At 61.5% G+C, this 21856-nt stretch carries 16 protein-coding genes and 1 pseudogene; 8 read left to right on the top strand and 9 right to left on the bottom strand.

Features of this window, described 5'->3' with window-relative positions; translation table 11 throughout:
- Positions 1-115: 115 nt before the first annotated feature.
- The 4 genes from QZR30_RS26490 to QZR30_RS26475 are packed head-to-tail and all read right to left on the bottom strand — an operon-like array spanning position 116 to position 4918.
- Positions 116-979 (bottom strand): SMP-30/gluconolactonase/LRE family protein, encoded by an 864-nt coding sequence (locus QZR30_RS26490; RefSeq protein WP_311904619.1) that lies wholly within the window; start codon positions 977-979, stop codon positions 116-118.
- Positions 980-995: 16 nt separating this feature from the next.
- The gene (locus QZR30_RS26485) at positions 996-2576 is read right to left on the bottom strand and encodes an aldehyde dehydrogenase (NADP(+)) (protein WP_068966960.1); all 1581 of its coding nucleotides are present in this window, start codon (positions 2574-2576) and stop codon (positions 996-998) included.
- 10 nt (positions 2577-2586) lie between these two features.
- Positions 2587-3579, bottom strand: a complete 993-nt coding sequence (gene araD1, locus QZR30_RS26480; RefSeq protein WP_046072159.1) for an AraD1 family protein — start codon at positions 3577-3579, stop codon at positions 2587-2589.
- A 16-nt stretch (positions 3580-3595) separates the two neighbouring features.
- On the bottom strand, positions 3596-4918 hold the full coding sequence (locus tag QZR30_RS26475; RefSeq protein ID WP_311904617.1) for an MFS transporter: 1323 nt from the start codon (positions 4916-4918) through the stop codon (positions 3596-3598).
- 190 nt (positions 4919-5108) lie between these two features.
- On the opposite strand from QZR30_RS26475, the gene QZR30_RS26470 reads away from it, so the two are divergent.
- Together QZR30_RS26470 and QZR30_RS26465 are read left to right on the top strand one after the other, a co-directional pair.
- Complete coding sequence (locus QZR30_RS26470) at positions 5109-6845, top strand: IlvD/Edd family dehydratase (protein WP_059396801.1); 1737 nt, start codon at positions 5109-5111, stop codon at positions 6843-6845.
- A 48-nt stretch (positions 6846-6893) separates the two neighbouring features.
- Positions 6894-7616 carry a FadR/GntR family transcriptional regulator gene (locus tag QZR30_RS26465; protein ID WP_034119145.1) on the top strand — a complete coding sequence of 241 codons (723 nt, stop codon included), beginning with the start codon at positions 6894-6896 and terminating at the stop codon, positions 7614-7616.
- 16 nt (positions 7617-7632) lie between these two features.
- Here the strand turns inward: QZR30_RS26465 and QZR30_RS26460 are convergent, their stop codons facing one another.
- The 3 genes from QZR30_RS26460 to QZR30_RS26450 form a co-directional block, all read right to left on the bottom strand.
- On the bottom strand, positions 7633-8232 hold the full coding sequence (locus QZR30_RS26460; protein ID WP_043051029.1) for a hypothetical protein: 600 nt from the start codon (positions 8230-8232) through the stop codon (positions 7633-7635).
- A gap of 695 nt (positions 8233-8927) precedes the next feature.
- Positions 8928-11069, bottom strand: a complete 2142-nt coding sequence (locus QZR30_RS26455; RefSeq protein ID WP_311904615.1) for a TonB-dependent siderophore receptor — start codon at positions 11067-11069, stop codon at positions 8928-8930.
- 199 nt (positions 11070-11268) lie between these two features.
- Positions 11269-12360 (bottom strand): NADH:flavin oxidoreductase/NADH oxidase, encoded by a 1092-nt coding sequence (locus tag QZR30_RS26450; RefSeq protein WP_056846001.1) that lies wholly within the window; start codon positions 12358-12360, stop codon positions 11269-11271.
- A gap of 89 nt (positions 12361-12449) precedes the next feature.
- Between QZR30_RS26450 and QZR30_RS26445 the strand changes: the two genes are divergently transcribed.
- Positions 12450-12749 (top strand): ArsR/SmtB family transcription factor, encoded by a 300-nt coding sequence (locus tag QZR30_RS26445; RefSeq protein WP_043051026.1) that lies wholly within the window; start codon positions 12450-12452, stop codon positions 12747-12749.
- A gap of 14 nt (positions 12750-12763) precedes the next feature.
- Here the strand turns inward: QZR30_RS26445 and QZR30_RS26440 are convergent, their stop codons facing one another.
- On the bottom strand, positions 12764-13792 hold the full coding sequence (locus tag QZR30_RS26440; protein ID WP_046072154.1) for a GGDEF domain-containing protein: 1029 nt from the start codon (positions 13790-13792) through the stop codon (positions 12764-12766).
- A 3-nt stretch (positions 13793-13795) separates the two neighbouring features.
- Entirely contained in the window at positions 13796-14647 is an 852-nt protein-coding gene (locus QZR30_RS26435; RefSeq protein ID WP_173664483.1) for a hypothetical protein, read from the bottom strand.
- A 327-nt stretch (positions 14648-14974) separates the two neighbouring features.
- Between QZR30_RS26435 and QZR30_RS26430 the strand changes: the two genes are divergently transcribed.
- The 5 genes and pseudogenes from QZR30_RS26430 to QZR30_RS26415 all read left to right on the top strand — a co-directional run bounded on the left by QZR30_RS26430 (position 14975) and on the right by QZR30_RS26415 (position 21854).
- The gene (locus tag QZR30_RS26430; protein WP_046072153.1) at positions 14975-15865 is read left to right on the top strand and encodes a bestrophin family protein; all 891 of its coding nucleotides are present in this window, start codon (positions 14975-14977) and stop codon (positions 15863-15865) included.
- A gap of 145 nt (positions 15866-16010) precedes the next feature.
- A pseudogene (locus tag QZR30_RS28145) lies at positions 16011-17087 on the top strand (cache domain-containing protein); the annotation flags it as partial.
- Between the two features lie 99 nt (positions 17088-17186).
- Complete coding sequence (locus QZR30_RS28140) at positions 17187-17954, top strand: methyl-accepting chemotaxis protein (protein WP_371851117.1); 768 nt, start codon at positions 17187-17189, stop codon at positions 17952-17954.
- A gap of 171 nt (positions 17955-18125) precedes the next feature.
- Positions 18126-20534: a glucose/quinate/shikimate family membrane-bound PQQ-dependent dehydrogenase gene (locus QZR30_RS26420; protein WP_311904612.1), complete on the top strand. Its 2409-nt coding sequence runs from the start codon at positions 18126-18128 to the stop codon at positions 20532-20534.
- 54 nt (positions 20535-20588) lie between these two features.
- Positions 20589-21854, top strand: coding sequence for a carbohydrate porin (locus QZR30_RS26415; protein WP_311904610.1), 1266 nt, complete (start codon positions 20589-20591; stop codon positions 21852-21854).
- The last annotated feature ends 2 nt before the right edge of the window (positions 21855-21856 follow it).

Genomic DNA, 21856 nt, shown 5'->3' with positions numbered 1-21856 from the left:
GACTTCTTCAGCGGATACGATGCTGCTGAGGCTGCTTAAAGCAACGGCGGCAGCCAGAACGCGTAGAACCTTTTTCATGAACGACACCTCTTGTTGTTGTTTTTAAGTCTTGGGTTTAACCGGCGAAGCGATGGCAAGGTTTGCCAGGCACATCGACCTCAATGGCCAACAGCGCACCGTCCAAAGGGTGACCCAAGGGGCTCGCGGCGCTGGTGATATACAACGTGGTCAGGTCGGGCCCACCGAACACGCAACTGGTGGGACGGCTGACGGGCAGTTCGATGATGCGGTCCACCTTGCCAAGGGGTGTCAGGCGCAGCAGGCAACTGCCGTCCCAACGGGCATTCCAGATGTAGCCTTCGGCGTCCATGGCCGAACCGTCCGGACCGCCTCGCTCGTGGGGTCCGAACCACACCCGTGCGGGATCGAGTTGGCCGTCAGACTGGATTGCATGGTGGTACAGCGTGCCGTCCATGCTGTCGCCGAAGTGCACATGACCACCGTCTTCACTCCACAGCAGTGTGTTGGGAATGCCCAGGCCGCTGAGCAGCGGCGTGACCGTGGCATCGGCATCGATGCGGAACAATCCGCCGGAACGCCGAGTGATGGGCAAGTCCTCGCCTTGCTCACCGATATTGTTCTGCATGGTGCCCAGCCACAGCCGGCCCTGGGCATCGCAGCGCGCTTCATTGCCGCGGTTGCCGGGTTGCGGGTCGGCGACGCACAGCAGGGTCAGCGCTTCGGTGGTCAGGTCCAGGCGATACACGCCGCTTCTTAAGGTCACCAGCGCATCGCCGCTTTCACAGGGGATGAATGCCGAGACATGCTCGGGCAATTGCCAGACCTGCAACTCGCCGCCCATCAGGCGCAGGGCCTGCCGGGCAGCGATATCCACCCAATACAGGGCCTGGATCGGTCTGTCCCAGAACGGCCCTTCGCCCAACCGGGCACGGTGTGGGGTCACTGCATTCACTGACATGAAGCCTCCTGGTGAATTACAGCGGATCGCGGGATGGCGTGCCATCCACCAGCCGCTGAATACGCAACGGGTTGGCGTTTTTCAACGCCTCGGGCAGCAGGCTATCAGGGTAATTCTGGAAGCACACCGGGCGCAGGAAGCGGTCGATGGCCAGGGTGCCCACCGACGTGCCGCGGGCGTCGGACGTTGCCGGATATGGCCCGCCGTGCACCATCGAATCGCAGACTTCGACGCCAGTGGGATAACCGTTGAGCAGGATGCGTCCGACTTTCTGTTCCAGCAGCGGCGTGAGTTCGGCGAACTGTTGAAAGTCCGCCGGCTCGCCAATGATTGTCGCCGTGAGCTGGCCGTGCAGACCGTGCAAGGCCGCATTGAGCTGGGCCTGGTCAGCGACTTCGACGAACACCGTGGTGGGGCCGAACACTTCTTCCTGCAGCACTTCGTCGCCGTTGATCAACAGCCGTACATCCGCCTTGAACAGCTGCGGTTGAGCCTGGTTGCCCGACTGCGCGTTACCCGCCAGGTGCTGGATACCGGGGTGGGACAGGAGTTTTTCCAGACCCTTGCCATAGCTGCCCAAGGTGCCGGCGTTGAGCATGGTCTGCGCCGGTTGCGCGCCGATCAATTGCGCGACCTGTTGAGTGAACGCCGTGAATTGTGGCGACGCGATACCGATGACCAGGCCGGGATTGGTGCAGAACTGTCCGCAGCCCTGCACTACCGAGGCGGTCAGGTCGCGGGCCACGCTTTCGGCGCGGGCGTGCAAGGCCTGGGGCAGTACGATCACCGGGTTGATGCTCGACATCTCGGCGAACACCGGGATCGGTTGCGGGCGTGCCGCGGCCATATCGCACAGGGCACGGCCACCCTTGAGCGAGCCGGTGAAACCCACGGCCTGGATCGCCGGATGCTTGACCAGGGCTTCGCCGACGCCGCCGCCGAAGATCATGTTGAATACCCCCGCCGGCATCTCGGTGGCCTCGGCTGCGCGGATGATCGCATCGGCCACTTGCTCGGCCGTCGCCATGTGCCCGCTGTGAGCCTTGAACACCACGGGGCAGCCTGCGGCCAACGCAGCGGCGGTATCACCACCGGCCGTGGAAAATGCCAGGGGGAAATTACTCGCGCCAAACACGGCGACCGGGCCCAGGCCGATACGGTATTGGCGCAGGTCCGGGCGTGGCAGCGGCTGGCGATCCGGCAAGGCTTTATCGATACGCGCCCCGTAGAAATCGCCACGGCGCAGCACCGTGGCGAACAGGCGCATCTGGCCGCTGGTGCGCCCACGCTCGCCTTTGATGCGGGCGGCGGGCAGCGCGGTTTCGCGGCAGACCAAATCGATGAAGTTATCGCTCAGGGCATCCAGCTCGTCGGCTATCGCGTCCAGGAACTGCGCACGGCGCGCGGCACTCAGCGCACGGAACGCCGGATACGCAGCGGCGGCGGCCTTGGCGGCGGCATCGACCTCTTGCGGTGTGGCCTGGTAGAAATCCTGCGGCAAGGCTTCACCGCTGGTGGCATCGACGCTTTGCAGCTTGACATCGCCGTTGGCGCTGCGCTGGCCGCCAATGTAGTTGTGGCCGAGGAACTGGGTCATGTTGATCTCCTTAAAGGGGGGTGACTTGGCCGGGTTCAAATGCCGCGTCGTTGCTTCCGATACCGTTGATCAACGGCGCGCCGAATTCGGCCTGGCTGATCTCGAACACGTCGCCCGGCTGGGTACGTATACCGTCGGCAAATGACAGCGTAGCGGTGCCGAAGAAGTGAATGTGCACATCCCCCGGCTTAAGGAACTGGCTGTATTTGAAGTGGTGATACTCAAGGTTTTCCAGGCTGTGGCACATATTGGCCTCGCCACTGAGGAATTCGTTCCGCCAGATTTCTTCGCCGTTGCGCAGGATGCGGCTGCTGCCGGCCAGGTGCTGGGGCAGCTCGCCCACGCGCAGTTCCGGGCCATAGCTGCAACTGCGCAGCTTGGAATGGGCCAGGTACAGGTAGTTCTTGCGTTCCATCACATGGTCGGAGAACTCATTACCCACCGCAAAACCCAGGCGATAGGGTTTGCGGTCGTGGCCGATCACATAGAGGCCGCCGATCTCCGGCTCTTCGCCAGCGTCTTCGGCAAACGGTGGCACCGGGAAGGCGGCGCCCGGGCGTACGACAATGCTGCCGTCGCCCTTGTAGAACCACTCCGGCTGCACGCCTGCCTGGCCGGCCGCGGGCTTGCCGCCCTCTACGCCCCACTTGAAGATACGCATGGTGTCGGTCATGGCGCTGTCGTCTCCGGCCTGCTGGTGCATCTTGTCGCGGGCCGAAGCGCTGCCCAGGTGGGTCAGGCCGGTGCCGCTGATCAGCATATGGGCCGGGTCCGGGTGGTCCAGTGGCGGCAGGACTTTCAGCTCGGCCAGCAGCGCGGCGTAGTCATGGCTGTCGCCCAGGCCCAGGCCCTGCACCTGTTGCGCAAGGCCCGTGCCGGCCTTGATGGCGGCCAGCGCCAACTCGCGTACGCTGTGTGCGCCCTGCACTTCGCGCAGAGTGTTGCCTTCCACTACGCCGACGCGGCGCTCCCCGTTACCCAACTCGAACTGAACTAGACGCATGCATTTTCTCCAGGATTTAAGTACGTGTGGCGCCACGGGCGCTGGCGGCGAATTGGTCGACCGGCAGCACGTGCTTGCGCTCCAGCACGCGGTAGACCACGAGGGTCAAGACCAGCCCGAACACCATCACGCCGGATAAGAAATACAGGCCCGAGGCCAGGTTACCGGTGCATTCCTTGAGCGCACCGATCACGAACGGACCGATGTAGCCGCCAAGGTTGCCCACCGAGTTGATCAAGGCGATACCGGCTGCCGCGCTGGCCCCGGCAAAGAAGCGCCCCGGCAAGGTCCAGAACACCGCGGTGCAGGAAAACATGGCGAACGCCGCCAGGCACAACGCAGCCATCTGCAGCACCGGCACACTCAGCCAGGCGCTGCAGAACAGGCCGATGGCGCCGAGCACATACAGCACCGCGAGATGGCCGTAGCGATCATTCAAGCGGTCGGAACTGCGCGGGATGATCAGCAGGCCGATGATGCCGAAGATATACGGTACGGCGGAGATGAAGCCGGTGGTGAGGTCGCTGCCGCCGAACTGCTTGATCAGGGTCGGCAGCCACAGGCCCAGGCCGTAGATGCTCAGGGTCACCGGCAGGTAGAACAGCGCCAGCAGCAACACGCGCTTGTCCTTGAGGGCATGCAAGGGGTTGCCATGGCGGGTCTGGCCGTAAGCTTGAAGGTCTTTTTCCAGCTCGCCGGTGAGCCAGGTCTTTTCTTGCTCGCTCATCCAGCTGACCTGTTTCGGCCCATCCGGCAGGTAGCGCAGCACCGGCCAGGTCAGCAGGATCGCCGGGGTGCCGATCACGATAAAAAGCCACTGCCAGCCGTGCAGGCCAAGGATGCCGTCCATGCCGAGCAGACCGCCGGATACGGGGCCCGTGATCATCATCGCGATGGGCTGGGAGAGGATGAACAGCCCGAGGATCTTGCCGCGATGGCGTACCGGGAACCATTGGGTGATGTAGTACAGCACGCCAGGAAAGAACCCCGCCTCCGCCGCGCCGAGCAAAAAGCGCATCACATAGAAGCTGTGCGGACCTTGCACGAAAGCCATGCCGATGGTGATGGCGCCCCAGGTGATCATGATGCGCGCAAACCAGCGCCGCGCGCTGAAGCGGTCGAGCATCAGGTTGCTGGGGATTTCGAACAGGAAGTAGCCAATGAAGAACAGCCCGGCACCGAGGCCATAGGCGGCGTCACCGATGCCGACGTCGGCGCCCATGTGCAGCTTGGCGAACCCTACGGCGGAACGGTCCACGTAGGCGATCAGGTACAGCAGGATCAGGAAGGGAATCAGTTTCAGCGTGATGCGCCGAATAAGCCGCAATTCCTGGCTCATGGGTCGATCTCCGATTGTTGTTTTTATAGAAGCTCGGGGGACGCCTCTCGCGAAATCCGCCAGGGTCATACCTCAGTTGAGATCGACTATATAGTATGACTATTTGCAAAACAACACTTCCAAAGCTTCGATTTTGCGCTTATGTTTAACCACGCATAGAACATATAGTCATACAATAAGAGAATCGATCATGCCTGACAAAAAGCCCGGCCTACGCTCCGCCCAGTGGTTTGGTACCGCCGATAAGAACGGCTTCATGTACCGCAGCTGGATGAAGAACCAGGGCATTGCCGACCACCAGTTCCATGGCAAGCCGATCATCGGCATCTGCAATACCTGGTCGGAGCTGACCCCGTGCAACGCGCACTTCCGCCAGATCGCCGAGCACGTCAAGCGCGGCGTGATCGAGGCCGGTGGCTTCCCGGTGGAATTCCCGGTGTTTTCCAACGGTGAATCCAACCTGCGCCCTACCGCCATGCTCACCCGCAACCTGGCGAGCATGGATGTGGAGGAAGCCATTCGCGGCAACCCCATCGATGGCGTGGTGCTGCTGACCGGTTGCGACAAGACCACCCCGGCGCTGCTGATGGGTGCGGCCAGTTGCGATGTGCCGGCCATCGTGGTCACCGGCGGGCCGATGCTCAATGGCAAGCACAAGGGCCAGGACATCGGTTCGGGCACCGTGGTGTGGCAGCTCAGCGAACAGGTCAAGGCCGGCACCATCACCCTGGATGACTTCCTTGCTGCCGAAGGCGGCATGTCACGCTCGGCGGGCACCTGCAACACCATGGGCACGGCGTCGACCATGGCCTGTATGGCCGAGGCACTGGGCACGTCCCTGCCCCACAACGCGGCGATCCCGGCGGTGGATGCACGGCGTTATGTGCTGGCGCATATGTCGGGCATGCGTGCGGTGGAGATGGTGCGCGAAGACTTGAAGCTGTCGAAGATCCTGACCAAGGAAGCGTTTGAAAACGCGATCCGGGTAAACGCGGCCATCGGCGGTTCGACCAACGCGGTGATCCACTTGAAAGCCATTGCCGGGCGCATCGGGGTTGAACTCGACCTGGATGACTGGACCCGCATCGGCCGCGGCATGCCGACCATCGTCGACCTGCAACCCTCCGGGCGCTTCCTGATGGAAGAGTTCTACTACGCCGGTGGCCTGCCCGCGGTGCTGCGTCGCCTGGGTGAAGCCAACCTGATCCCCCACCCCAATGCCTTGACCGTCAACGGCAAGTCCCTGGGCGAGAACACCAAGGACTCGCCGATCTACGGCCAAGATGAAGTGATCCGCACCCTCGACAACCCGATCCGCGCCGACGGCGGCATCTGCGTGTTGCGCGGCAACCTGGCGCCCCTGGGCGCGGTGCTCAAGCCATCGGCGGCCAGCCCCGAGCTGATGCAGCATCGCGGCCGTGCGGTGGTGTTCGAGAACTTCGACATGTACAAGGCGCGCATCAACGACCCGGACCTGGACGTGGACGCCAACTCGATCCTGGTCATGAAGAACTGCGGCCCCAAGGGTTACCCGGGCATGGCCGAAGTCGGCAACATGGGCTTGCCGGCCAAGCTGCTGGCCCAGGGCGTGACCGACATGGTGCGTATTTCAGATGCACGCATGAGCGGCACCGCCTACGGCACCGTGGTCTTGCATGTGGCGCCGGAAGCCGCTGCCGGCGGGCCGTTGGCCACGGTGCAGGAAGGCGACTGGATCGAGCTCGATTGTGCCAATGGCCGCCTGCACCTGGACATCCCTGACGCCGAGCTGGCGGCACGCATGGCCGACCTCAAGCCGGCGCAGAACCTGATCGTCGGCGGGTACCGCCAGTTGTACATCGACCATGTGCTGCAGGCTGACCAGGGCTGTGATTTCGACTTCCTGGTGGGTTGCCGTGGCGCCGAAGTCCCACGGCATTCCCACTAATTGGGATGCTATGATGCGGCGAATCTAAGCCAGAGCCTATCCGTCGTTATGGATCACCAGCCGCCCAAGCCGCGCAAGAGCCAGCATGCCCAGATCGTCCAGGACTTGGGCATGCACATCGTTTCCGGTCGCTTCAAGCCTGAAGAACGGTTGCCCATGGAAGCCACGCTGTGCGAGGAATACCAGGTCAGCCGCTCGGTATTGCGCGAGGCGACGCGGGTGCTGAGCGCCAAGGGCTTGGTGTATTCCAAGCCGCGGGTGGGCGCGGTGGTGCGGCCGCGCTTGAAATGGCACCTGCTCGACCCGGACGTGCTGTCCTGGTTGATGCAGTCCACACCCCACAGCGAGTTCTTCAACACCCTGGCCGGGGTGCGTCGTATCCTGGAGCCGGAAATCGCCGCCATGGCCGCGACCACCGCCACCGATGAAGACATCGCCACCATCGAACAAGCCTACCAGGGCATGGAAACCGCGCAGACCCACGAACAGCTGTTGCAGGCCGACCTGGACTTCCACCGTGCGATTGCCGACGCCACTCGCAACGACCTGCTCGCCTATATGTGCAACATGCTTTCACTGCCGTTGCGCGAGTCGATCAACATCACCAACCGCCGTCCGGATATCCAGGGTTTGAGCCTGCCCCGGCACAAGGCGATCCTTACCGCGATCCAGAACCGCGACGCCCTGGGCGCGCGGCACGCCTCGCTGGTGCAATTGGATGACACACGGGTGGCGCTGGATACGGTGATGAATGTGCTGACGCCGTTGTAACCCGGCGCTGTGGCACCTATTCCTGATTATTGGCGTTGGCTCTGGGGCAGGTGTTATCTCCGTCTTTTTTCAGCGCCAGCACCGCCTGGCGCTCGGACAACAAGTGGGTAATGGCCCCGCCGATAGCGGCGGAAATAAGTGCCAGGGCTTCTTTGGGCAGATTGATCGCCGCCCAGGTCAACCCGCCGATCAGCAAAATGACAAAGAGGATATTGAAGCGAGACACGCCGAGCTTGATCGAGCGGACGATATCGGAGGTGTCCTGCATTTTTTCGAAGCGCTTGAGGTCTTCGAACTTGCGCACCGACTCCAGCGTTTCCAGGTAATGGGTTTCGGCGCGCTTCAATTTCTTGATCACCTCGGCCTCTAGCATGACCTCCTCTATCTCGATCCTGACCAGGCTGATATTGGCGCCTGGCCGGCCAAGTATTTCCGAACTCAGCGAACTCTCGGCCAGCTCGGCCAATAGATAGGTGTACGAGGTCTCGCTGATTTCCTTGACGTACTTTTGCAGGGCTGAGGTATAGCACTTGGTGGCGTAACGGGTGAAGAGACGCTCGGCATCGTTAGTCTTTTTAATCAGTTCATCGGTTTCACTGACGAGTTCTCGCTCCATTTTCAATATCCCTATCAAGCGTGGCTTCGAAAAGCATGGGCGCCGACAACTAGGCTGACACGTTAATGGCAAACATCTCTCCATGGTCCTGCACTGTCTACTGTCAACCTTGACAGTCATGCAGATCCAAATGTGGGAGGGGCGGTGCAACGATTCGAATGGCACCGATGGCGGTGTATCAGCCCCGCATATGCTGGTTGAAATAATGCTATCGGGAGCAAGCCCCCTCCCACATGAGATATGCATGCCAGGCTGACAGAGAGCCCCCTGGACGCATGCAGTCCAAATGTGGGAGGGGGCTTGCTCCCGATAGCGGTGGATCAGCACCAGATACCTGGCTGACATACCTATATCGGGGCATAGGTATCTACACAACTGACCGTGCCGACTTGCTGCTTGCTCTTGCTCTTGCTCTTGCTCTGCTTTTGATTTTAGGCGCCCCGTCAAACCACGCTGGCCGGAACTCGACAGGGATTTGGGGCACACCGAGCCTGGGCGAGGTGCCGAGTGGTGGGGCGAGGACCTTTTGCTTTCTTTTGGGTCCTTCCAAAAGTGAGCCGCTGTAAGAGCGGAACCCTAAGTAGCCGTTACCGCAGAAATGGATATGTACTCGGTATGATCCAACATCCTGGTCGGCTGTCAGGCCGCCATCGGGGGCAAGCCCCCTCCCACATTTTGGACCTGTGTACAGCGCTTTATAGGGTGTAGGAGATGCCGACCTGCACCGTGCGCGGCGCACCCGGGTAGGCATAGATATTACCGAACGCCCCTTCCTCATACTCGCGGTTGAACAGGTTCTTCACATCCAGGTTCAGGCGTACCTGCTCGTTGACCTTGTAGTAGCCGAGCAGGTCGACCACGGTGTAGGCGTCCATCGAGAAGCCAGAGTTGGCGGTCTGGCCGGCACGCTGGTCGACGTACTTGCCGCCGGCCCCCAGGCCCAGGCCCTTGAGTGCGCCGTCCTGGAACTCGTAGACATTGAGCAGGCTGAAGCTGTTGCGCGGGATGTTCATCAGGCGGGTGCCGGCACGGAAGGTGTTGTCTCGGGTGACCTCGGCATCCACGTAGGCGTAGCCGCCGATCACGCGCCACTCGGGTGTGAGGTTGCCCGCCACGTTCAGGTCGAATCCGCGGCTGCGCACCTGGCCAGCGGCGATGCTGAAGGTGTTGGTGGGGTCGGCCGGGTCGTTGGTCAGCACGTTTTTCTTTTCGATCTGGTAGATCGCCGCGTCGACACTCAGTTGACGGTCAAGCGCCTCCCACTTGACCCCGATCTCATAGGACTTGCCTTTCTCCGGTGCAAAACCACCGCCTTCACGGCTGGCACCGGTATTGGGCTTGAACGAACGGGCGGCGTCGGCATAGACCGCGACGGTGTCGGTGAGGTCGTAGATCACACCCACACGCGGGGTGACCGCGTTGTCAGCGGCGGTCCAGGGTTTTACCCCTGTTACATAGCTTTCGTAGTCATGCTCAAAACGCTCGAAACGCGCTCCTGCCAAGACTTTCAAGCGCTCGGTCAGCGCCACCTGATCCTGGACAAACGCCGCATAGGTCTTGAGGTTCTCCTTGTCGTGGGTCGGCGTGCGCGTCAGCGGCGGACGGGCCTGGCCATACGCCGGATTGAAAATGTCGATCGGGTAGGTACCCAGGGCCGCACTGGAACGCTGGATGATCGACTGGTAGTCGTAATCCTCGTACTCGATACCGGTGAGCAGGGTGTGATCGAAGCCGCCCGTGGAAAAGTGCCCGGTCAGGTTGAGCTGGTAATCCTTGTCGGTCCATTCCAGTTTGCGGTAGTTGAAGTTGCGTTGCAGGGTGCGGCCATCGGCGCCCAGACTGCCCATCCCATTGGCTTCGATGGCGTTGCCTTTCAAACTGCCGTCCAACCACTGGAAACCACCGCCCAGGGTCCAGTTGTCGTTGAGCGCATGCTCGAAACGAAACTGCGCCATGTTGTTGTCGTTGTGCAGCTTGCCGGCGTCCTTGTCGCCCCAGAACGTATCGCGCGAGGGCGTGCCGCGCTGGTTGGGCAGGCGCGTCAGGCCACGGTCCAACGGGTGGTTGTTGCGCATGAAGTCGCCTTCGAAGGTCACCTTGGTGTCGTCGCTGGCCTGCCAGGTGATCACCGGAGTCACGCCATAGCGCTCGGTCTCGACATGATCGCGGAAGGTATCGCCGCCCTCACCCACCACGTTCAGGCGATAGGCCAGGCGGCCTTCTTCGTCCAGCGGGCCGGAGGCATCCAGGGTGCCGCGTTTCATGCCCTGGTCATTCACCTGGCTGCCCAGGGTCACGGTGCGCTCGGCCAGCGGCTGCTTGGACACGACGTTGAAGGTACCACCGGGGTCGCCACGGCCGTAGAGCATGGTGGCGGGGCCGCGCAGTACTTCAAGACGCTCGATGGTATTGGCGTCCGGCATGTTCGGGTAGCCGCGGTTGATCGGGAAACCATTGCGGTAGAACTCACCGGTAGTAAAGCCACGCACGGTGAAAGTGGTCAGGCCCTGGCCGCCGAAGTTGTTGGCGCGGCCGACACCGCCGGCATAGTCGAGGGCATCCTGCAGGCGCGTCGCGCCGATGTCCTCGACCACGTCCTTGGAGACAACGCTGATGGATTGCGGGGTTTCATGAATGGAGGTGTCGGTACGCGTCGCACTGGCTGATCGTGTGGCGTGGTAACCCTGCACCGGCCCCTGGGCCGACTCGAGGTCTGCGGTGGCAGTCACGTTGGTGGCCTGCAGCTCGATACTGGCTGTTTCAGCGGGGGCATCCTCTGCCCACGAAAAAGGGGAAAACGCCTGAAGCACGCAGAGGGAAATCAGGGTACGACGCATGGGTGTTGAACCTAGTGAAAGAGCCAGATGGGACGGCAAACCTGCCAAGAATTCGCGAGCATCATAGCCCAGTCGATTCTCATTTGGCATCCATTCTCATTTGTTATTTTTCGCTCAAGCCTTTGGCCTCCGTAGTGCATAAACACCAGGCGAAAAAAAGCCACTCACTTGAGTGGCTCTTGTGTATGCCTGGCCCGCTTCAGCGATAGCGTTCCAACCAATGCGCGTAAGGCGCCGGCAAGGTCCAGGAGGATTTTTCCACGCCCAATTCCTTGGCGGCAAAGTACGCCCAATGCGGATCGGCCAAGTGCGCACGCCCTACCGACACCAGGTCCAGGTGCCCGGCCTGCAACGCGCCTTCGGCCAGTTGCGGGGTACCGAAGCCCCAGGCGGATGTCACCGGGATACCCGCTTCACGACGCACGCGTTCGGCAATCGGCCCCATGAAGGCCGGGCCCCACGGGATGTTGGTGTCGGGAATGGTGAAACCGACGCTGACGCTCAGCAGGTCGAGGCCACGGTCCTTGAAGCGGCGCGCCAGCTCGATGGACTCGGTGAGGGTCTGCTCATCACGGCCGTCGTATTCGATCACGCCGAACCGGGCAGTGAGCGGCAGGTTTTCCGGCCAGACTTCACGCACGGCGGCCAGGGTTTCCAGGAGGAAGCGGCTGCGGTTATCGAAGCTGCCACCGTAGGCATCGGTGCGCTGGTTGGAATGCTCGGAGAAAAAGCTCTGGCCCAGGTAGCCGTGGGCGAAGTGCAGCTCGATCCATTCAAAACCGGCGTCACGGGCGCGGCGGGCGGCGTCGACGAAGTCCTGCTGGACGCGGGCGATATCGTCCAGGGTCATGGCACGCGGTACGTTGGGCAGGTTGGCCCCGAACGCGATGGCCGAGGGGGCGATGGTTTCCCAGCTGCGTGCATCGGAGGCAGGAATGTGGTCATCGCCTTCCCACGGGCGGTTGGCGCTGGCCTTGCGACCGGCGTGGGCGATCTGGATGCCCGGCACCGAACCTGCGGCCTTGATGGCCTTGACCATGGGCACGAACGCCTGGGCATGGGCATCGCTCCAGATACCGGCACAGCCTGGGGTGATACGCCCTTCGGGAGCGACTGCGGTGGCCTCGACCACCAGCAGGCCGGCCCCGCCACGGGCCATGCCGGCCAGGTGTACGTGGTGCCAATCGTTGACCATGCCGTCATCGGCCATGTATTGGCACATCGGCGGGATGGCAATGCGATTGCGCAAGGTAACGTCTTTAAGTTTGAACGGTTCGAACAAGGCGGACATCAGATACTCCGGGGAAGGGTGTGTGATTCGATAGTTCGATGGTAATCGAACTATGGTATTGAACGCTACCCCCCTGTTATGATCCGCTCATGCGAGCCTTCAAACACCCTACACCGCAAGAATTGACCCTAGAGCGCGTGCTTTACGCCTTGAGCGACCCCGTACGCCTGGACATCGTGCGCTGCCTGGCCGGCGTGCCCGAAGCCAGCTGTGGTGAACTGGATGGCGGGAGGCCTAAATCCAGCATGTCCCACCACTTCCGGGTACTGCGCGATGCCGGCCTGGTGCACACCCGCAACGTGGGCACCACCCATATGAATTCATTGCGTCGCGACGAGCTGGAGAGCCGCTTTCCCGGGTTGTTGGCGAGTATTCTGTCGCAGCTGTAGATGACGCCTGCGCGTCAGGATAAAACCGGCTGCAGCAGCGCACCGTCCAGATGCACGCAGTCCTTGCCGTTGCGCTTGGCGCCATACAGGTTCTTGTCCGCCATCTTGAGCACCGTCGACAGGTCGTCGCCCGCCGAAAAGCGCGCCATGCCCGCACTGCACGTGTAGTTATGCGGTGCAGCGACACTGCTGCGGATCGACTGCAACAACGCCAGGGCAAAATCGCAGGCCAGTTCCGGGTCGTCACCCTGCAACAACACACCGAACTCTTCCCCGCCGATCCGTCCAAAGCTGTGACTGCCCTTGGCGTTTTTCAGGCACACGGCCATGGCACGCAGGATCTTGTCGCCCACATCGTGACCATACAGGTCATTTTTTTCCTTGAAACTGTCGATATCCAACATGATGAAGTAGCCGCTCTGGCCACCACTGAGCAACTTTTCGAAACTTTGCATAAAGGCGCGCCGGTTGAGGATCGAGGTCAGATAATCAGTCTCGGCCAATGCGCGAAACTCACTTTCCACCAACAATACCGAGCGCAGGTTCTTCAAGTAGGAGTAACTCAAGATAAAACCAATGGACACCGAAGAAGCACAAAACATCAGCAGATAGACCTCGGTGCCCGCATATATATCGGCCTGCATCGGCGGCCACAGAATAAGCCAGACCAATAGCGCGTCGGCCAGATAATCCTGGACACTGATAAACAAGATGGCGCTGCCCACCACCAGGGTGACGGCCAATGGCAGGCCATAAATGCGCAACTCTTCATTCAAGCGAATGATGTAGGCGAAGCCGACCGACAACAGCACCATATAGGTCACCCCCAGCACCCGCCAAAGCAGAAAGTTGGCGGTCCTGGTATGCACGCGGCAAACCACCAACAGGCCAAGAGTGACGCCCATCGTATAAATATCCAACTGCAGGGCCGGATGAATCAACAACATGCCGACCCAGGCAATAATCCCTATCCATTCGGCTTGCGTCACCGCAGGCGACAGCAAACTGCGCATCCGGGGCCGCAACTTCAAGTTAGCAGGCATCCCCTACGCTCCCATCTCAATAGCATGCAGGCCCACCGCAAATGAAAAGGCCATGAAGCGCTTTACCAGACTGGCGAAAGGTGGCAGGACTTCCAGCCGGGTCTTGGAGTGGGCCTTGAAATAGCCCTTCTCCACACCTTCCTGCACCATGCGGATAATGTGGGTCTTGGACACGGAAAGTTGCTTGGCCAATGCCAGGTAGGACGACGACCTGAAGGTAGTGCGGTCATTGTCCGGCGCAAAGGCATCGTTATAGATAGCCAGCATCAACAGATGCCCGGCATCGCGTTTCACCAGCCAATAACACTCGGGCAGTAACACATCCACCGTCAGTTCAGACGCGAGGATTACGGCAAAACCCTTGAAATAGAGGGCCAGAAACCCGCGATCATCGAGGTCGCGCATCTGCCGGAAAATCTCCCGCTCCGGGTACAGCAGCGCCAACGACTCAGTCAGGGCGGTCAGCATCAAGCGTGCTTCACGGCAAGCTTCATCCGAGGGTGAATACACCCGGAAGCGACTGTCTTCTGGGTGCGGTGCAACCTCCATGAAACCCAGGGCACGAAACAACAGGAAGATTGATTCCAGGCTGTTTTTCGAACAATACCTGCGCGTCACGCACAGGGCCTTAACTTCCGCCAACAATGGCAGCGGGGTGGAAAAGTACTGGCTCAATAACGCAAACGACACCATCAAGCGGCTGTATTTAAGTGCACTCTTATAGAAAAACGGTCGTCTTGAATAGGGCACGAGCAGCACGTGGTAATGCGCTCTCATGCACGCTTCAAAATCCCTATGACGTTCGAGTGCTTGCGCGGTATTACACATAGCTGACTTCAACGAACTGACACGCATGAAAGAGCCCTGATCAACCAATTATTCCACTGATCTCGGCTACGAAATCCCTGCAGCCAGGCCCCAAAACAAATCACGTCAAAAACCCTGCCATTAATGGCTTTTTGCCTCGAACGCAATGTACAGCGATTGCCGCACCAGACGTCATCAGTACCAAAGTTGTTCCACATTCAAATCATCTGTGGCCCGCAGTTGCGCGACACCTCTCGTTACATTCTCCCGGGATAGCGACTTATCAACTAATCGATTCAGCACCCTGCGAACCTTCCCTCTCTGGCGACGTCGTAACAGGGCATTGTTGCCAACCACCCACTGCGAGGTGCTCGTTTGAAAGCTGCTGTCCTGAAGAAATATCGCCTGATCATCAAGACCATGGGCTATGTGGGCTGGGCGCTGTTCTGGCTGTTGCTATGGGATGTGGCCGTGACGGTGGACTTCATGCTGTTTCTCACCGCCAAGATCAACTTGCCGCTGATGCCCCTGACCTTGCTGGGTTCGGCGCTGGTGGTGCTGATCAGCTTTCGCAACAGCAGTGCCTACAACCGCTGGTGGGAAGCACGCACGCTATGGGGAGCGATGGTAAACAACTCGCGCAGCTTTGCCCGGCAAGTATTGACCCTGCTGGATGACGCTCCCGGTGAGGTGAACCCGGTCAAGTCGACGCTGTTGCGCCGGCACGTGGCCTATGTCAATTGCCTGGCCGCGCACCTCAAGGGCCAGCCGTGCCCGGAAGAAGTGCGGGCATTTATCCCCGCCGACGAATTTGCGCGCAACGGCGCCACAAATAATTTTGCCAATGACATCCTCACCGGCTCCGCTACGTTGCTGGCCCGCGAATACCAGGCCGGGCGCCTGGACAGCATTCGCCTGGCACGGCTGGAGTCGACCCTGGTGGACCTGTCCAATGCCCAGGGCGGCATGGAACGTATCGCCAACACGCCACTGCCCTACCCCTACGTGTATTTCCCGCGGCTGTTCATTTCGTTGTTCTGCCTGATCGTGCCGGTGGGCCTGGTGGAATCCCTGGGCTGGTTCACGCCGCTGGCCTCCACGGTGGTGGGCTTCATGCTGTTGGCCATCGAACGCATCGGCACCGACCTGCAAAGCCCGTTCAACTCCAGCGAACACCAGATCCAGATGGAGAGCATCTGCGAAACCATCGAAAAGAACCTGCAGTCGATGCAGCGTGATGCCCTGGGTGCCGAGCACATCGGTTAAACCTTGCCCCTGCCCTCAAGTGCTTGCCCTTGCAGTCGATATACAAGGGTAAGCATGGGCCGCTCAGACTGCAAAACAACACATGCGACGCTCACCGCTACCGTTTTCCCCCTTGCCAAAATTATAAATACCCGCGGGAGAAGTCATGAATATCAAGCAAAAGCTGACCTGGGCGTTTGCCGCCATCGCGTGCCTGCCAGTCATTCTGGTGGCCGTACTGGTGGTGCTGAACCTGCGCGAGGGGGCCCTGGCGAATTTTCTCGATAGCAGTGGCCGCGAAATCCGCCAGATCGACAATGGCATGAAGCAGTTCTTCGACGGCATCAGCCAGAACGTCGAGTACGTGGCCAAGGACCCGCGCGTTGTCGCGGCCAAAGGCCTCAAAAGCTATGCCGGCGCCGACGCTGCACAAATCCCGCTGACACCGACCAATCAAGAACTGCTGGCGATTTTCGACCAGTTCGCCAAGAGCCATCCGAGCACCGCCTACCTGTCCCTGGGCTTGAAGGACGGCGGCTATGCCAGTTGGCCTGACGACACCAAGCTCACTAATTACGATCCGCGCGTACGCCCCTGGTACCAGGCCGCCATCGCCGCACCAGGCACCACCGTGCGCACTGGCGCCTATTACTGGGCGCCGGACGACGTCTCCCTGATCGGCACCGTGCACACCGTCGCCGACGCCAGCGGCAATATCCTCGGCGTGGTCGGCCTGGATGTGTCGCTCAAGCAGCTGACCGAGCTGGTCCGCAACATCAAGCTGGGCGACAGTGGCTACCTGATGCTGGTGGAAGCCAACGGCAACGTGCTGGTCGACCCCAGCGATGCCAAGCACAACTTCAAGCCGCTGGCAGACTTGGGCGCCAACTACGCCGAATTGGCCAAGCGCGGCGACGGCGTGAGCCAGATCGACATCGACGGCGTGCCGTACATGGCCAACGTGGTCAGCTCCCAAGGGCTGGGCTGGCGCTTTATCGGCTTGATCAAGCGCGACGAAGTCATGGCCGGGGCGACTCGCCTGACGTGGTTGATCGCCGGCATCGCGGCGATCCTCGCCCTGGTGTTCGCGATCGTCGGCGCCAGCTTTGCCCGAGTGATCGTGCGACCGATTCGCGGCGTGGCCGACGGCCTGCAAGAGATCGCCGAAGGCGAAGGCGACCTCACCCGCCAACTCAAGGTCCAGGGCAAGGATGAAACCGCCAGCCTGGCGGGTTGGTTCAACCAGTTCCTGGGCGTGATCGCACAACTGGTGCAGCGCATCGGCAATGCCTCCTCCGACCTGCAAACCGCTGCTGCCGACACCAGCGAAGTGGCGCGCAACATGAACCAGGCCGCCGGGCGCCAACGTGAAGCCGTGGAACTGGTCAGCACCGCGTTCAACGAAATGGTGGCCACCGCCAACGAAGTGGCGCGCTCATGCAGCGCGGCAGCGACGAGCGCCGATGAAGGCTACCGCGATGTCCACAACGGCCAGCAACATATCGGCGAAGCCACCACCAGCGTGCACAAACTGAGCGCGGACCTGCAGAAGTCGACCCAGACCATGGAGTTGCTCGAACAGGACAGCAAGAACATCAACACTATTCTCGACACGATCCGTTCCATCGCCGAACAGACCAACCTGCTGGCCCTCAACGCCGCCATCGAAGCTGCGCGGGCCGGCGACCAGGGCCGCGGCTTTGCCGTGGTGGCCGATGAGGTTCGCGCCCTGGCCCGTCGCACTGCCGACTCCACCGGCGAAATCGACAGCCTGCTCGGCAACCTTGCCCGCCGCACCCAGGAAGTCACCCAGCAGATGCAGGGCAGCCTGCTGGTGTCCCACGCCAGCGTCGAGCGCATCCAACAGGCCCGCGACAGCTTCGACAAGATCCGTGGCTCGGTGGACTCCATTCGCGACCAGAACACTCAGATCGCCACCGCCGCCGAGGAGCAGCACCAAGTGGCCGAGGAGATCAACCGCCACATCGCGCAGATCCATGCCGATGCGCAACTGGTCGAAGAGTTTGCCCACTCGGCGCAGACCGGATCTGGCCGATTGACGGATATCTCCGGGCAACTCAAGGGTCTGGTCGGTCGCTTCAAGTTCTGACCCAGGTACTGGCCCACTCAAGCCGCTTGCGCCTTTTGGCGCAAGCGGCTTTTTGCTGTCTGGGATAATCGCAGGATTTGTAAGAGTGCATTACCGAGCCAAATGTACTAACTGGTTACTTATCTTGCTAAAATCAGGCCCCTGCCTTTCCTCACTCGAGTCCTGATCGACATGAAACGAGCATCGCGCGCCGCTGGCGCCTCTAGATTCTTACTGCTGGGCCTGGGCGTCATCATCGCCCTGCTCGGCCTCGCGCTGGCCATCGGCGGCGTCAAACTGGTGAGCCTGGGAGGTTCCTGGTACTTCCTGATCGGCGGCGCGGCCATGGCGATTGCAGGGCTGTTGCTCGCTTGTCGCAAACCGGCCGGCGCCTGGCTGTTCGCGGCCTTCCTGGTCGGTACGGCCATCTGGGCCATAGCGGATGTAGGGCTGGTGTTCTGGCCGCTGTTCTCGCGACTGTTCATGTTCGCGGTCATCGGTATGGTGGTAGCGCTGGTGTACCCGCTGCTCGTCAACCAACGTGCGCGGGGTGCCTATGGCGTCGCCGCCGTGTTGGCCGTGGGCGTAGCGGTAGCGGCAGGCAATATGTTTGTCGCCCACCCGAGCGTGGCGCCCACCGGCGCTGGCCCGGGCATCACCCCGGTAGCTGCGGCCGATGCGCAGAAAGACTGGGCGCACTACGGCAATACCGAAGGTGGCAGCCGTTTCGCCGCGCTGGACCAGATCAATCGCGACAACATCGACAAGCTCAAGGTCGCCTGGACCTATCACACCGGCGACGTGGCCCTCAGCGATGGCAACGGTGCCGAAGACCAGCTGACGCCATTGCAGATCGGCAACAAAGTGTTTATCTGCACCCCGCACAACAACTTGATCGCCCTGGATGCCGACACCGGTAAAGAGCTGTGGAAGAACGAGGTCAACGCTAAATCGGCGGTCTGGCAGCGTTGCCGGGGCATGGCGTATTTCGACGCCACTGCACCCATTGCCCAACCTACCCAACCCAACAGTTCGCCGATCATTGGCGCCAGCGTGCCGGCCGGCGCGCAGTGCCAGCGTCGCTTGCTGACCAACACCATCGATGCACGCCTGATTGCCGTAGATGCCGACACCGGCAAGTTCTGCGAAGACTTTGGCACCCATGGCCAGGTTGACCTGAAAGCCGGCCTGGGCAATGTGCCGGACAGCTACTACCAGCTGTCCTCGGCGCCGCTGATTGCCGGCACCACCGTGGTGGTCGGTGGCCGCGTCGCCGATAACGTCCAGACCGACATGCCCGGCGGCGTGATCCGTGGTTTCGACGTAATCAGCGGCCAGATGCGCTGGGCGTTCGACCCGGGCAACCCTGAGGACAAGCAAGCTCCGACGGGCGACAGCACCTACGTGCGCAGCACCCCGAACAGCTGGGCACCGATGTCCTACGACCCGCAGATGAACACGGTCTTCCTGCCGATAGGCAGCTCGTCCACCGATATATACGGCGTCGAGCGCACCGCTCTCAACCACAAATATGGCGCTTCAGTACTGGCGCTCGACGCCTCCACCGGTGCTGAAAAATGGGTGTACCAGACCGTCCACAATGACCTCTGGGACTTCGACCTGCCGATGCAACCCAGCCTGATCGACTTCACTCCGCCAGGCAGCGACAAGGCAGTACCGGCCGTGGTGATCGGCACCAAGGCCGGGCAGATCTACGTGCTCGACCGTGCCACCGGCAAGCCGTTGACCGACGTACAGGAAGTGCCGGTCAAGGCCGCCAACATTCCCAACGAGCCTTATTCCCCGACCCAGCCCAAATCCGTGGGCATGCCGCAGATCGGCGCGCAGACCCTGACCGAATCGGACATGTGGGGCGCCACCCCGTATGACCAGTTGTTGTGCCGCATCGACTTCAAGGGCATGCGCTACGATGGCCTGTACACAGCACCAGGCACCGATAAATCCCTGAGCTTCCCGGGCTCCCTGGGTGGCATGAACTGGGGCAGCATCTCCACCGACCCGGTGCACGGTTTTATCTTCGTCAATGACATGCGCCTGGGCCTGTGGATCCAGATGGTACCGTCGCAGAACAAGGCGCAGGCCTCCTCCGGTGGCGAAGCACTGAACACCGGCATGGGCGCCGTGCCGCTCAAGGGCACGCCATATGCGGTGAACAAGAACCGCTTCCTGTCGGTGGCCGGCATCCCTTGCCAGGCACCGCCGTTCGGCACCTTGACCGCTATCGACATGAAGACGCAAAAGGTCGCCTGGCAAGTACCGGTGGGCACCGTTGAAGACACAGGGCCCCTGGGCATCCGCATGCACCTGCCGATCAAGGTGGGCCTGCCGACCCTGGGCGGTACGCTGTCGACACAAGGTGGCCTGATCTTCATCGCCGGTACCCAGGATTTCTACCTGCGCGCCTTCAACAGCGGCAACGGCGATGAAATCTGGAAAGCCCGCCTGCCGGTCGGCAGCCAGGGTGGGCCGATGACCTATGTGTCGCCGAAAACCGGCAAGCAGTACATCGTGGTCACCGCCGGTGGCGCACGCCAGTCCACCGACCGTGGCGACTACGTGATCGCCTACGCCCTGCCGTAACCCCTCTGTTCGCGCGGTGCTCCGGCACCGCGCTCTGTGCCTGGAACCCTGCGCATGACCCCTACTTCTCATACCTCCTTTGGCCGCCTGGTGCTGGGCCTGGCCCTGGCTGCCGCCCTGCCCGCTCAAGCCGACGACACTACCCTGACCGGCGACTGGGGCGGCCTGCGTCGCGAACTCGACGCACAAGGTGTGCGATTCACTGGCGACTACAGCGGCGAGACCGCCTACAACGCCCACGGCGGCCAGCATCGCTCGGCGCGCTACTCGCAAAACCTCAAGCTCGGCGTGCAGTTCGACCTGGGCAAGCTCTACGGTTTCAACAATGGCGACCGTATCCGGCTGACCATCAATGACCGCCGCGGCAACAGTGTTTCCGAGGATCTGGTCGGCAACCGCCTGCCGATCCAGGAAAACTACGGCGGCCTCTACACCCGCCTCACCGAGCTGAGCTACGAGCGCACGCTGTTCACCCCCGCGCTGAATGTGAAGCTCGGCTATATGGCCATGGGCAACGACCTGGGCGGCCTGGACAGCGGCATCCTGTGCAACTTCATGAACGCCGGTTTCTGCGGGCATCCGCTGAACATGTCCGGCGGCAGCGGTTGGGCCAACTACCCTAATGCGCACCTGGGCGCGCGGGTGAAATATGATTTTTCGCCCAACTGGCAGCTGCGGGTGGCGGCGTTCAATGTCGACCCGTCCAGTAACGGCAACGCCAGCCGCGCCTGGCATGTGGGGCCCAAGCACACCACCGGTACCGTGGTGCCCATCGAGCTGATCTACAAGCACGCAGGCGCCCTGCCGGGTGAATACAAGCTGGGCTATTACTACGACAGCTCCGATGTGAAGCGCATCGGCAGCGATAAGAAAGTCAGCGGCCGTGGTGGCCACTACCTGCTGATCGATCAGGCCGTGTGGGCTTCCGAGTCATCCGAGGGGCGCAGCCTGCACGCCTTTGGCCAATACTCTGCCGCCAGCGAAGCGGCGTCGCCATTTACCAAGTGGTACGGCGCAGGCGTGGTGTTGTACAAGCCGTTCGAAGGTCGCCCGCGGGATACCGTGGCCCTGGGTTATGGCCGTGCGGTGCCCAACCCCCGCAGCAGCGATGTGCAGGAGCTGGCCGCGTTCAATGCCGGCACGGCCTATCCCGACCTGGACACTGCCGAACAGTTGATCGAACTCAGTTATGGTTACCAGGCCACGCCGTGGCTGACCCTGCGCCCGGATGTGCAATACATCATCGAGCCGGGGGCGTTTTCCGGTGACAACATCGACAATGCGATGGTGCTGGGCTTGCAGGTCAAAGCGGTGTTCTGACC

This window comes from Pseudomonas sp. rhizo25, assembly GCF_031931935.1.
Taxonomy (GTDB): Bacteria; Pseudomonadota; Gammaproteobacteria; order Pseudomonadales; family Pseudomonadaceae; genus Aquipseudomonas; species Aquipseudomonas synxantha.
Note: the sequence above shows the minus strand (reverse complement) of the source record. Positions and strands in the feature narration are given on the sequence as shown.